Genomic DNA, 12,587 nt, shown 5'->3' on the forward strand with positions numbered 1-12,587 from the left:
ATGAAGCTCTCACGTCGCAAGCTGTTCGAGCTGGCCCTGGGGGCCACCCAGATGGGGCTCCTGGCGCGCTACGGGTTGTCCACGGCCTCGGCTGCGTCCACGCCGGGACGTCCCACCAAGCTGCTGGGCATCTGGCTGGATGGAGGCCTGCACTGGGAGAGCTTCTTCTCCCCGCTGTCGAGCGCGGGCATCACGAAGTTCATCCCGTCGCCGCAGGGAGGGGTCATCCCCGTGGGCTACGCGCCCGGGCAGGTGGAGAACTTCGACCGCTCGCCGGTGGACCTGGACGCGCCGGGGCCCGTGCGGAGGCTGCGCGGGCCCATCTACTGGAACTGGGCGAACCCCTCCGACGCGCAGGGCACGAACCCCGCGGCCAACAACAACCAGCGGTACCGGCCGTGGGGCTATGCGTGGGCGGACCCCACGTACAAGCTCTATGAGAAGGCCGCGCTGCTGGTGGGCGCGGACCAGAACACGGCCGCGCACGCGAGCGGCATCGTCGCCAGCATGTGCGGCGTCGCGGGCTCGAGCTTCCGGGCTCCGGCGGTGCAGGCGGTCATCGCCAACGCCATGGCCCAGCGCTTCCCGGACCGGTCCATCCCCAACGTCGGCCTGGGCGGCACGCTGCCGAGCGCCTCCGGCCTGCCCGCGCGGGTAAACCCGACGGTGCTGCGCTCCGCGGCGACGGTGGAGCCGACGCTGTCCGACCGGCGCGGCAACGCCTGGAACGGACTGCGCACCCGCAACGACGTGCCCGACCAGGCCTTTGACGGCTCGGCGCTCCCGGGGACGGTGCCGGCGACGGCGGTGGACGCGGCGCTCCTGAAGGCCCTGCGTGAGGAGCGGGGCATCTCCACGAGCGGCACGGATGCCCTGCTCGAGCAGCTCTACGACACCTACAAGGGCGCGAGCCGGACCATCCGCCGCGACATCCTGTCGGTGCTGGCCGCGACGCCGTCGTGGGAGAAGCTCAAGGCGGACCCGCGCTACCCGGTGGACTGGGCCGCGTGCATCGGCGTCGCGGATTCGTGCGGCCAGGGCGCGTCGATGGGTTCATATGACTTCGCGCTGCAGCTGTTGAAGTCGGACCTGGTGACGTCGGTGAACCTGCGGGCCACGAGCTTCAACAACAACTCCTTCGACACCCACAGCGCGAACGGCGTCCAGATGCACACCAACCACCTGCGCATCGCGCTGGAGATGGTGGGGCGGCTGTGCATCGAGATGAGCCTCACCCCCAGCAGGTCCGACCCGTCCCGGTCGCTGCTGGATGAGACGCTCGTGTATGTCTACAGCGACTTCGGGCGGACCTTCCCGAAGCAGGGCAGCGATCACCACCCGGCGACCTGCGCGCTGCTCGTGGGTGGCGGCATCCAGGGCAACCAGATGCTCGGCGGCTACGACGAGACGATGAACGGCTCCCCCATGGGGACGCCGGTGTCGCTGGTGGAGGAGGACGGGAGCCGCGTGTCCCGTGCGCCGCGCTCTCAGGACATCGCGGCGACGGTGCTCAACGCCTTCGGCCTGGAGCCGGGGAAGGACTTCTTCATCCCCGGCGGCTACGGCGTCTTCGACGGCGTCGTGAAGTCCTGAACCGAGGTCCCAGCCCGGCCCCCGAGACGGAGGATGCGTTGGAAGCCGGGCAATAAACACTGGCAATCACTTCCCAGCGCAACAGGGCCTGTTGCGGCGCGTCCCTCCTCTTCTCAGGTTTTAGTCCGAAGAGAAGGTCACAGCAGCGCGATATCTCAGAGGGGGGAGCATGAAGACAACGTCGATTCGCGGACTGGGGCTGCGGTGTGGTGGGTATGTGCTTGGTTTGTCGCTTGCCGTGGTGGGCCTGCCTGGAGCGGCCCACGCCCAGGCAGCCAGCGACCTTCCCAATGCGTACACCCAGAAGAACCTTGTCTCCGACGGCAGCGTGAGCGCGGAGCACAAGGACTCCCATCTGATCAACAGCTGGGGGCTTGCCTTCAACCCGTTCGGCCCCGCATGGATCGCCGACAACGGGACGGGGGTCTCAACCCTCTATGACGGCAAGGGGAACGCGCAGCCGCTGGTGGTCACCATCCCGGTGCCCACGGGAGCCCAGGCGCCTTCGAGCCCCACGGGCGTCGTCTACAACGGCTCCGAGGGCTTCGTGGTCAGCGAGGGAGAAAACAGCGGACCTGCTCGCTTCATCTTCGTGACGGAGCAGGGCGTCGTGGCCGGCTGGTCTCCGATGGCGGCCCCAGCCAGTGCCATCCTCGCGGTGGACAACTCCGGCAAGAACTCGGTCTACAAGGGCGTCGCGCTGGCGAGCAATGGCACCGCCACCTATCTCTACGCGACCGACTTCCACAACGCGAAGGTGGATGTCTTTGACAGCAAGTTCGCGCCCGTCAAGCTGAGCGGAAGCTTCACGGACCCGAACCTGCCTGAGGGCTTCGCCCCGTTCGGCATCCAGAACATCCACGGCGACCTCTACGTCACCTATGCGAAGCAGAACGAGGAGCGCCACGACAACGTGAATGGCGCGGGCCTTGGCTATGTCAACGTCTTCGATGCGAACGGGAAGCTGATCCGCCGGCTCATCTCCGACGGCAGCCTGAACGCGCCGTGGGGCATTGCCATGGCGCCGGCCAGCTTCGGGCGGTTCGCCGGGCGCCTGCTGGTGGGCAACTTCGGCGACGGCACCATCAACGCCTTCGACATCGTGACGGGCGCTCCGGATGGCACGCTCCAGGACACCGACGGGAAGCCGATCGTCATCGATGGCCTCTGGGCGCTCGAGTTCGGCAACGGCGTCATGAACCAGCCCACCAGCACGCTGTTCTTCACCGCGGGTCCGAAGGAAGAGACCGAGGGCCTGTACGGCCGGCTGGACGCGGCCACCACCAGCACGACCGAAGTCCCCCTCAGTCCCGTGCGCTGAGCCGCGCGGGGCCAAGGCGGGGAACATCTCAGGGATGCGCCCGGGGGAGCCTGCCCGGGCGCATCCTGCTTCCCACATGCCCGCGAGCGCGGACAAGATGCGATTGCCAGGTTGCTCGCCGCCGCCGGAGGTCCCTGATGGAGTCATCCGCCGAGGAATTCATGCGTGAGGCCATCGCCCTGGCCCGCGCCAACATCGAGTCGGGGGGCCGTCCGTTCGGGGCCGTGCTCGTGCGCGACGGCCGGGTGATCGCGCGAGCGGTCAACCAGGTCAATCAAACGCAGGATCCCACCGCCCACGCCGAGCTTCTGGCCATTCGCGATGCAAGCCAGAGCCTCGGCAGCGCCCGTTTGAGCGGCTGTGTCATCTACGCCAGCGGGCATCCCTGTCCGATGTGTCTGGCCGCCATGCACCTGTGCGGTATCCAGAGCGCCTGGTTCGCGTACTCCAACGAGGAGGGCGAAGCCTTCGGCCTCTCCACGGCGTCGATCTACGCGCAGATGGCCCGCGGGCCCCAAGCCCAGTCCGTCGCCTTGCGGCCCCTGCGCCCGGCGGACGAGCATGGGCTGTACGACGCGTGGAAGCGTCACCAGGAATGAACGGGATGAACTCCAGACAAGCGCCGCGGGTTGCCTGGCGCGGTGCTCATCCCTGACGGGAGCTCCTCGGCAGTCTGCCGCGGGGGCTCTCGCCGGCGTACCGCCGGTATACGCGTCGAAAGGCAGCCGCGTCCGCGTAGCCCACCCGGGCGGCGACGTCCTCGACCGAGTCCCGGGTCGTCTCCAGGAGGTGGGAGGCATGCGCCACGCGGACCCGCTGCACGAACTCGAGCGGCGTCATGCCCAGGCCGGCCTTGACCCGTCGCGCGAGCGTGCGCGGGGACGTGGCGGCGGCGCGGGCGAGTTCCTCCAGCGTCAACTGCCGGCCGAGGTTCGCGACGATGAACCGTTCGACCGAGCGAAGCACCGGGTCCGAGACGCGCAGGTGCTCCATCACCATGTAGCGGGCCTGTGAAACGCGCTCGTCGAGCACGAGGTAGCGGGCCACCAGGTGCGCCAGTGACGGGCTCACGACGCGCGCGACGATGGCCAGCATCAGGTCGGCATGCGCGAAGGCTGAACCCGCGGTGAGGACGCCGTCACTTTCGATGACCATCCGGTCCGCGCGGACGGTGACCTGGGGGAAGCGGCGCACGAACGCAGGCACCAGCCACCAGGTCGTCGTCGCGTTGCGTCCCGCGAGGAGCCCCGCCGCCGCCAGGACGAAGGTCGCCGAGCACGATGCCGCGACCCTCGCCCCCTTCGACGCCGCTCGCGCGAGCAGCTCCATGCCGCGCGCGGTGTCGGCGCGGGAGAGCAGCTGTTCGACGGCGCGCTCGCTGGCCGCGGAGAGTCCGGGCACCAGCAGCACGTCTCCCGCCTTCACGCTTCGCAGGCTCAGCGCGCCGTCCACGCTGACGGAGCGTCCCGTGCCGGAGCGGACCGGGCGGCCGTCCAGCGACACCACGCGTTGCCGCAGGGGGTTCGCGCGTGGAGCGCCCGGGACGAGTCCTGCCTCCAAGAGGCGCGTGGCCGTGTTGATCACATCGAGGCCGACACCCAGCGGGCCCTCGGCCACGCCATCCAGCACGACATGCAGGATCATGCGTGGCAAGAGTAGACCGAAACTTGTCAGTGTCGCCACTGGCTCGGCAGGGAGGGTTCCATCATCGTCCGGGCATGACTCCTCCCGCTCTCGAGCCCACCGCCGACGATCCCCTGGATGACTTCGAGCGACGCACGCTCACGCTTCAGTCGACCCCGCGCGCCGTCTACGTCGCCGGTCGAGGTCCCGCGGTCATCGTCATGGCCGAGATGCCTGGCATCAGCCCTCACGTCGCGCGCTTCGCGCGCTGGGTCCGGGACGCCGGCTTCACGGTCTACATGCCGTCGTTGTTCGGGAGGGATGGGGCCTATCCGCAGGCGGAGGCGGGGCTCGCCGTGATGAAGAAGGCCTGCGTGAGCGCGGAGTTCCGCGCGTTCGCGGCGAATGCGTCAAGCCCGGTGACACAGTGGCTGCGAGCGCTCGCGAGCCTCGCCCACCAGGAATGTGGAGGACCGGGCGTGGGTGCCATCGGCATGTGCTTCACCGGCAACTTCGCGCTCAGCATGATGCTCGAGCCCGCGGTGCTGGCGCCCGTCCTGTGTCAGCCCTCGCTGCCGCTCGACAACCCGGGCGCGATTCAGATCGCTCCCGAGGAAGCCGCGGCCGTGAAGGAGCGGCTCGAGCGTGAGGACCTCACGGTGCTCGCGTACCGCTTCGACGGCGACCGCTTCTGCACGGCGCAGCGCTTCGCCGCGTACGCCGAAGCGCTGGGGCCTCGCTTCCACTCCAAGGTGCTGCCCTCTTCAGCCGCGAATCCCACCCCCCCACCCTTCTTCGAACGGATCGTCGGTGGCGCGCACAGCGTCGTGACCGCGCACCTCATCGACGCGGCCGGAGAGCCGACCCTCGCGGCGCGAGATGAGATCCTGTCCTTCTTCGCGCGGAGGCTCCACCAGGCGGTGGCTCCGTGAGGCGCCGGTGAAGAAGACACCGTGAGCACCGTCTTCACGAGCGCACCATGCCGTGCGATGTGCTCGCCCTGCTCTCCCTCAGGTGTACCAATACGTTCGACGGCCCCATCGAGAAGCGCCGCTCGCCGTTGTTCCGCGGCCGGGACCAGAGGGCCTGGGCCCCTCATGAGGGTGGTGTAGGCTCACGCCTCGCCACACTCCTTCTGGACGGTCCTCCTTGGAAATGCTTCTTGCTCCCGCCCGGCGCATCGACCTGGGCAAGCGCGCCGGTGTCACGGGCGGGCTGTTGGGCGTGCTCTGCGTGGTCGCGGAGTTCTGCTTCCTGTTCCCCCACGTGCTCGTATCCAACGATGGCCGGGCCTTCTACGTAGAGCACCTGGAGGTCTTCCGGGGCATCCTCCAGGTGTCCATCGTCGCCACCTTCCTGCTGGGCACCTTCAGCGTGATGACCCTGCGCTCCAAGGCGCACGGCGGCATCGCCATGGTGCTGGCGCTGGTGGCGCTGCTTCTGGGAGGCAGCGAGGCGGAGCCCCTGACGCATACGCCGCGCGCGATGAGCGCGGGCCTGGACTTCTTCGCGTTGGATCTGCTGGTGCTCGGGCTGGTGTTCATCCCCATGGAGCGGCTGTGGGGGCTGCACGAGCAGAAGATCTTCCGCACCGGCTGGCAGACCGACCTCAAGCACTTCTTCGTCAGCCACGTGGGCGTGCAGCTCATCTCCTTCGCGGTGCTCATCCCCGTGCAGGTGTTCCTGTCCTGGGCCGTGAAGCTCGACTTCCAGGCGCACGTGGCCGCGCAGCCCATCTGGCTGCAGTTCTTCGAGATCCTGCTGGTCATCGACCTGGTGAGCTACTGGGTGCACCGGGCCTTCCATACCTTCGGGTGGATGTGGAACTTCCACGCCATCCACCACTCGCCGCTGCAGATGGACTGGCTGGCCGCCTCACGCAGCCACCTGGTGGACACCCTGGTCAACCGCTTCGCGGGCTTCGTGCCGGTGTTCCTCCTGGGCTTCCACCCGTCCGCCATCTACGGCTACCTGGTCTTCGTGTCCTTCCACGCGGTGTACATCCACGCCAACGTCAGCCACCGCTGGCCCTACCTGCGCTGGATCTTCGCGACGCCGGAGTTCCACCACTGGCACCACACGTCGGATGACGAAGGCATCGACAAGAACTTCGCCGTCTTCCTGTCGTTCATCGACGTCATCTTCGGCACCGCGTACATGCCGGACCACTGGCCCTCGAAGTACGGGACCACGAAGTTCCAGCCGCCGGAGACCTATCTGGGCCAGCTGGCGTACCCCTTCCAGCGCCACAAGGAAACGCCCTACGGGTAGGCCACAAACGCGCGTCCGCCGGTGAGCCGCTGAACCCGCGTCGTTCCGGAGAGCACCGAAGCGACGGCTGGCGAGTCGAGCCGCGAGGCCGAAGCCGACGGACGTCCAGGGGATGCGCCCGGGGAGTCACGCCCCGAGCGCATCCGGCGTTGCTACTTCGCCTCCAGGTTCAGCTCCAGGTCGAACGCCGCGTCGTGTGACTCACCGTTCGCCTGCTTCACCATCACCGCGATGATGTTCTCCCCCACCACGAACGGAGCGCCGTCGAAGGTGGCCGTGCTGATGATGGGGTCCTTCAAGACGCCGCTCGCGAAGACCCCGTGGGCGAAGCCGTTGTCCATGTACCGGGAGTACACAAGCCTTCCGTTCACCCAGATCGCCACGCCATCGTCATGCTGCACGCGGATGCTGGCGGAGCGGATGGCGTCCACCAGGGTGAGCTTCTTGCGGAAGTACAGGGTGGGCTGACTGGGGTTCGTCTTGTTGAGCACCGTGTGCTCGTCCCCCACCCCGTAGCCAAACTTGCCGGGGCCCGAGCGCCACGCGCTGTCGTTGAAGTTCAGCGACGTCCAGGCGCTGCCCGGATCCACGTTGCGGTCATCGAACTTCCAGTACTCACCGAAGCCAATGGCCCGGAACTTCGGGCTCGCGGAGATGGTGAAGACCCCGTCAGTCTGGTCGGAGACGTCCGCCCGCGCCGAGTCCGAGATCCGCAGCAGGCCCGCGGACGTCTCCGTGTTCGGCACCGTCCAGTCATAGAAGCCGGTATTGGCGATGCCCGTCTTGACGGTCGTCCAGTCCTTCCCATTGTTGGGTGAGAACTGGAGCTGAACGGTGTTGATGCCCGCGCCATGGGTCATCCATTGCAGCGTCTGGACGTTTCCAGGGCGCAGCGTCTCTCCGCCGTTGGGGCTCTCCAGGAGGAGGGAGGAGTGCGCGTCCTCCTCCGTGACGACCTTGAGTTCCAGATCGAAAGAGGTGTCGCTGGACGTCGCGTTCGCCTGCTTCACCATGACGGCCAGCGTGTTCTCCCCCATCACGAAGCGAGCGCCGGGGATGGAGCCTTCGCTGATCGCATTGTCGGCGCTGGTGCCCTGGGCGTAGGCGCTGTGCGCGATGTTGTCCACCAGCTTGGAGAACACCTGGGTGCCGTTGAGCCAGACCACGACGCCATCGTCATACAGCACCTTGAGCGTGGCCGCGTCCACCATGCCGTGCAGCATGAACTTGTGGCGGAAATACACGCTGGGCTGGCGAGGCGTCTTCGCGGTCAGCACCGTCGCCTCGTCGCCGTCGCCATAGCCGAGCTGCCCCGGCCCCTTCTTCCAGGCGGAGTCATCGAAGGTGGGCGCGGTCCATCCGGGCCCCGGGTCCACGTTGCTGTCGTTGTATTTCCACTCCGCGCCGAAGGCCACCGCGGTGAAACCGGAGTTGGGCGGCGGCTCCGTGGGGTCTGACGTCGAGGTGCCTCCGCCAATGCGGATGATCTTCGCCACCGAGGGAACGCGATTGGCGTTGAGCAGGAACAGCATGTAGTGACCCGGCGGGGCCCCGTTCGCGCTGGTGGGCGCGGTGACGGTGAGCACGCCGTTGCCTGCCGTGAACTTCAGCCACTGGAAGCGCTGATTCTCGTCGAACGCGTGCGTGACCGAGCCCAGCCGGATCCAGGACACCTTGGAGATGGCCGCCGCGTTCGGCGTCGTGACCTGGAACTTCTCGCCATAGGCCACGGAAGTGGGCGCGGTGGTGATGGTGGGCCTGGTGCCCTTGAAGAGATACGGCGGAGAGAACACCTGCATGGTGCGCACGCCGCGGCTGCCCGCGGAGAGCACCCGCCCATCCGGCAGGAGCAGGGTCGTGGAGTGATACCCACGATAGGCGGAGCTGGGAGCGAGCTCGGACCAGGTCTCGGTGGTGGGGTTCCACAGCTCGGTTTCGTAGCGGGGGAAGCGGGGGTTGTCGACCCCAGGACCGCTGTGGCCGCCGGTGACGAGCACCGTCCCGTCGGGAAGGAGCGTGGAGTTGTGCTGGCGACGCACGTACTTCATGGGGGCCACCGTGCGCCAGACGGGGTTCGCCGCGTTGAGGTCGATGACCTCCACGTTGTTCGTCGGAGGATTGTCTCCGCCAGTGATGATGACCTTGCCCTCGTCATACATGGCCGCGCTGCCCGCGTTGCGGCTGTTCGCGTATTGGGTGCGCGGCCCGGTGGTCCACGAGCCCGTGCCTTCGGTGGACAGGAAGCGCGCCGGCTTCCAGTACCCCGCCATCAACTGCTTGCCGTTGGGCGCGACGAACATCCACGGGTAATACATGAGCTCGAGGCTCGCGCCGGTCAGGTTGCGCCATGCGTTCTTCGACGGCTGCCAGACCTGTGGAATCAGGTTCTTGCTCGTGTCCTCCTTGGCCCCGCCGATGACCAGCATCTCTCCGTTGGGGAGCGCGGTGACGGTGGGGTACCAGCGGCCGGCGTTCATGTTCGGCAGCCGCGTCCAGGTGTTGGTGAAGGGATTGAAGATGGTGGCGTAGGGGAGCCCCGAGTCGTCCGTGATGTGCCCCCCCGCCACGAGCAGGCGGCCGTCCGGCAGGAAGGCGTGCCCCGCGCAGAAGATGTTGTAGCCCGCCTTGGGGAGGGCCGTGATGGCGTTGGTCTGCGGGTCCCACAGCGTCGGGTTGTCGCCGTCCGCGAACTCGGAGAAGAACATCACCTTGCCGGTTGGCAGGAGATGGGTGTGCACTGCGGAATAGGGCCAGTTCTGGACGGGCGTCCATTGACCTGCGACGGCCGGGTCCAGGGACTGTGCCCCGGCCGTCGCCGTGAATGCCCATACGGCCATGACTGCGAAACGCCACGCACGGAACAGCACAGTCCACCCCCCGTGTATTGGTTGCGAGTGCGAGCCATCGTAGACAAGCGCACTGCGTACACCATCGGCTCCCCATGCAGGGGCAACGACGACGGGCGGACAGTGATGCGACGGAGGACACTCAGCGCGGCGTTATCTTGAGCAGTCGGCCGTTCGTCGGCTCATCCGTGAGCAGATAGAGCGCGCCTTCAGGGCCCTGCACGACGTCGCGGATGCGGGCGTTCCCCGCGGGGTGCATCCGCTCCTCGCCTTGCACCCGGTCGTTCTTCATCACCAGGCGCACCAGGGCGTGACCGGCCAGCCCGCCGATGAAGAAGTTGCCCTTCCACTCCGGGAAGAGGTTCCCGGAGTAGATGGTCATCCCGGAGGGAGCGATGACCGGATCCCAGAAGTAGACCGGCTGCTCCATGCCCGGGCCCTGGGCGCTCTGGTGGATGGGCGCGCCGGAGTACTCCCTGCCGTAGCCGATGGTGGGCCAGCCATAGTCCTTGCCCGCGCCAATGAGGTTGAGCTCGTCCCCTCCGAGCGGCCCCATCTCCACCTCCCAGAGGCGGTTCTGGCTGTCGAGCGCGGCGGCCAGGACGTTGCGGTGGCCCAGGGAATAGATCTCCGGCCGCGCGTCGCTGCGATTCACGAAGGGGTTGTCCGCGGGCACCGTGCCGTCGGGGTTGATGCGGACCGTCTTCCCGAAGTGGCTGTTCAGCTTTCGGGCCTGGACGCGGCCCGGGAGGATGGAGCGCTCCCCCAGGGTGACGAACAGGGTACCGTCGGGATGGAACACCAGACGCCCGCCTGCGTGCATCGTCGAGTCGAGCGTGGGCTTCATGCGGAAGATGATCCGCAGCGCTTCAATGCGGGGCTGCGGGCCCTCCTTGAGCTTCCCGCGGCCCACCGCGAGCCCGTTGCCGGCCGCGCGCGGCTCGTAATAGGTCCAGAAGATGAGGCGGCTCGTGGCGAAGTCGGGTGACACCTCCACGTCCAGCAGGCCGCCTTGATCCCTGCCATCCACGGGGGGCAGGCCCGCGATGGGAGGGGACTTCACGCCCTCGGGCGTGACGATGAAGAGGTTGCCGGTGTGCTTCTCCGTCACCAGCATCCGCCGGTCCGGAAGGAAGGCGACGGCCCAGGGATAGTCGAAGCCAGAGGCCACCTGCGTGACCTGATAGCGGGTCTGTGATGTGACGGCAGGGGCGTTCGTCTGGCCGGGGAAGGCCGGAGGGAACTGGGACGCCGTGGGAGAGGCTTGCGGCGAGGCGCTCTCCGCCGGACCCGGGACCGGATCTTCGCTTGGGGCCGTGGGCTCCACGGACTCCTGTCCTCGCGCGGGCCCCGCGAAGGATAGGAGGGATAGGAAGGCAAGGGACATCAGGACGGCGCGCAAGCGCATGGGGCACTCCTCTTGGGGCGGCTGAGTGGGGCGTGCAGCAGCTAACCACCGCGCGCGCGACGCGCGGCCCAATGCCTCACGCCGCTGTGCATGTCCAAACACGCGCAAGGCCAGGATCTGCCCTGGGGGGAGGGGGCGCTCCCCGACAGTGTTCACTGTCAGGAGCGCGCCCTGGACCTGGGTTCACCGAGACATGGCGCGAGCAGCGCGAGCCCATGCAAGCCGTCACGCAAAGGATGTGCTCAGTGCGGCGATGGCGGCATTGAGCAGCCCTCCAGGAGCGAAGGACAGGAAGCCATCATGGGAGGCGGTCGCCATGTCGAGAGAGGCCGCCTCGGCCGTGATGGTGAAGGAGCGCACACCCCGTTGGGGCTGAGCCGGGCTGCTGAAGAGGACGTTCGCCCTGGACGTGTTCGCGCACGTGAGGGGAGCAGGAGGGGCGAGAGCGATTCTGGAGCACCTGGGGTTGCCCACGGCGAGTGCGCACCTGGCCCCTGCCGCGCCCAGATCACGCCGCCATGGTGACCGGCGGCAGAAGACTCCCCCGTGAGCTGGTGCCGGTGGGGGCGGATACGCCAACTGCGGGATGAGGCCCTGCTCCGCCTCACCCGCAGGACATGTCGCCTCCGACAAGCAACCGCGCTTCGAGGAACACGTAGACTACGGCACGTAGCAAATCCCATTACACTTGTAAGACCACAAAGTTCCGCAACCATTAACCTGATCGCAATTGGCGGAGTAGCACTTATGGCCGGAGCCACAATAGTCAGATGCCGTCGAACAGGAACACTGGACTCCTGGCACCGCAGCAGCCTCTTCGGGGCCGAGCTGCGCGATGATGTTCGCGAGTTCGTCCTTCGTGAAGACCTCTGAGCCGCGCGTCTTCAAGGCACCAATCTGGTACGAACCGCTGGCCGCGGTAGCATTCTGAAAGAACTCGGGCGTCAGCGTGGCAATTGCCTGTTGAATGAACTCCACCTGCTTAGAGTTCAGCGCGGGATGCTCCTGGAGGTACTGCTCAAGGTGGGCCCTCCAGAGCGCCGCCTTCGTCTCAGGCGACGATGCGGAATAGATAGCCTTTCGATACATCATTGGCTGCTGAATGAATTCAGCATATGTCCTAGGGAGCGAATCCGCATGCTGCGCCACCCATGCATTGGCCTCCTCGCAACCACTCGCCAATGCGTGAGCAGGGAGCAATCCAAGCACGCCCATGGCCATCGCAACGACCAAACCAGCCATTCGACTCGACATCCTGATCCAGATATTCATTTCCACTCCGGCATTGAGAGGGAACCACACCTGTCGGGACAAACTCCTCAATCGGGCCACGGGAGCCCAGGCCATCCCTATCAACAACCATCAACATGTAAAACCTCCATAACCAGATAGACCCAACCTCCGTCCAAAGGGAAACACCTCTTTGCCCTTTGGGGCCGGCGGCGCGAAGCCAGACTTGCATGGAAAGCCAATCTCAACCGTGACGTCAGGCTCGAAGGCTGAAGGGTAATCGGCGTGGATTGAT

General features: G+C 67.0%; 9 protein-coding genes. 5 read left to right on the forward strand and 4 right to left on the reverse strand.

Translation table 11 applies throughout. The annotated features are described in order from the left end of the window. From KYK13_RS29000 to KYK13_RS29010, 3 genes are all read left to right on the forward strand, one after another. Positions 1-1,593 (forward strand): DUF1501 domain-containing protein, encoded by a 1,593-nt coding sequence (locus KYK13_RS29000; protein WP_223636138.1) that lies wholly within the window; start codon positions 1-3, stop codon positions 1,591-1,593. 169 nt (positions 1,594-1,762) lie between these two features. After that, a complete protein-coding gene (locus KYK13_RS29005) occupies positions 1,763-2,914 on the forward strand; it encodes a TIGR03118 family protein (RefSeq protein ID WP_223636140.1) in 1,152 nt (383 codons plus the stop codon). Positions 2,915-3,051: 137 nt separating this feature from the next. Then, complete coding sequence (locus KYK13_RS29010) at positions 3,052-3,513, forward strand: nucleoside deaminase (protein WP_223636142.1); 462 nt, start codon at positions 3,052-3,054, stop codon at positions 3,511-3,513. Between the two features lie 46 nt (positions 3,514-3,559). Here the strand turns inward: KYK13_RS29010 and KYK13_RS29015 are convergent, their stop codons facing one another. Continuing rightward, positions 3,560-4,558: a GlxA family transcriptional regulator gene (locus tag KYK13_RS29015; protein WP_223636144.1), complete on the reverse strand. Its 999-nt coding sequence runs from the start codon at positions 4,556-4,558 to the stop codon at positions 3,560-3,562. 74 nt (positions 4,559-4,632) lie between these two features. Here KYK13_RS29015 and KYK13_RS29020 point away from each other — a divergent pair, with 74 nt between their 5' ends. Together KYK13_RS29020 and KYK13_RS29025 are read left to right on the forward strand one after the other, a co-directional pair. Beyond that, a complete protein-coding gene (locus tag KYK13_RS29020; protein WP_223636148.1) occupies positions 4,633-5,469 on the forward strand; it encodes a dienelactone hydrolase family protein in 837 nt (278 codons plus the stop codon). A 223-nt stretch (positions 5,470-5,692) separates the two neighbouring features. Further along, positions 5,693-6,808 carry a sterol desaturase family protein gene (locus KYK13_RS29025; RefSeq protein ID WP_223646813.1) on the forward strand — a complete coding sequence of 372 codons (1,116 nt, stop codon included), beginning with the start codon at positions 5,693-5,695 and terminating at the stop codon, positions 6,806-6,808. A gap of 152 nt (positions 6,809-6,960) precedes the next feature. Here KYK13_RS29025 and KYK13_RS29030 read toward each other — a convergent pair whose 3' ends face one another. The 3 genes from KYK13_RS29030 to KYK13_RS29040 all read right to left on the reverse strand — a co-directional run bounded on the left by KYK13_RS29030 (position 6,961) and on the right by KYK13_RS29040 (position 12,304). Further along, a complete protein-coding gene (locus KYK13_RS29030) occupies positions 6,961-9,546 on the reverse strand; it encodes a galactose oxidase-like domain-containing protein (protein ID WP_223636151.1) in 2,586 nt (861 codons plus the stop codon). A gap of 250 nt (positions 9,547-9,796) precedes the next feature. After that, positions 9,797-11,041: a PQQ-dependent sugar dehydrogenase gene (locus KYK13_RS29035; protein WP_370645448.1), complete on the reverse strand. Its 1,245-nt coding sequence runs from the start codon at positions 11,039-11,041 to the stop codon at positions 9,797-9,799. Positions 11,042-11,722: 681 nt separating this feature from the next. Continuing rightward, positions 11,723-12,304, reverse strand: coding sequence for a bacteriocin fulvocin C-related protein (locus tag KYK13_RS29040; RefSeq protein ID WP_223636157.1), 582 nt, complete (start codon positions 12,302-12,304; stop codon positions 11,723-11,725). Between the last annotated feature and the right edge of the window lie 283 nt (positions 12,305-12,587).

It is taken from the genome of Corallococcus sp. EGB (genome assembly GCF_019968905.1).
GTDB lineage: Bacteria > Myxococcota > Myxococcia > Myxococcales > Myxococcaceae > Corallococcus.

Bases quoted from the DNA above. Each gene is read 5' to 3' on its own strand.
- KYK13_RS29035 (WP_370645448.1), bottom strand. From the start codon at position 11,041: ATGTCCCTTGCCTTCCTATCCCTCCTATCCTTCGCGGGGCCCGCGCGA.
- KYK13_RS29000 (WP_223636138.1), top strand. From the start codon at position 1: ATGAAGCTCTCACGTCGCAAGCTGTTCGAGCTGGCCCTGGGGGCCACC.
- KYK13_RS29010 (WP_223636142.1), top strand. From the start codon at position 3,052: ATGGAGTCATCCGCCGAGGAATTCATGCGTGAGGCCATCGCCCTGGCC.
- KYK13_RS29025 (WP_223646813.1), top strand. From the start codon at position 5,693: ATGCTTCTTGCTCCCGCCCGGCGCATCGACCTGGGCAAGCGCGCCGGT.
- KYK13_RS29005 (WP_223636140.1), top strand. From the start codon at position 1,763: ATGAAGACAACGTCGATTCGCGGACTGGGGCTGCGGTGTGGTGGGTAT.
- KYK13_RS29015 (WP_223636144.1), bottom strand. From the start codon at position 4,558: ATGATCCTGCATGTCGTGCTGGATGGCGTGGCCGAGGGCCCGCTGGGT.
- KYK13_RS29020 (WP_223636148.1), top strand. From the start codon at position 4,633: ATGACTCCTCCCGCTCTCGAGCCCACCGCCGACGATCCCCTGGATGAC.
- KYK13_RS29040 (WP_223636157.1), bottom strand. From the start codon at position 12,304: ATGGCTGGTTTGGTCGTTGCGATGGCCATGGGCGTGCTTGGATTGCTC.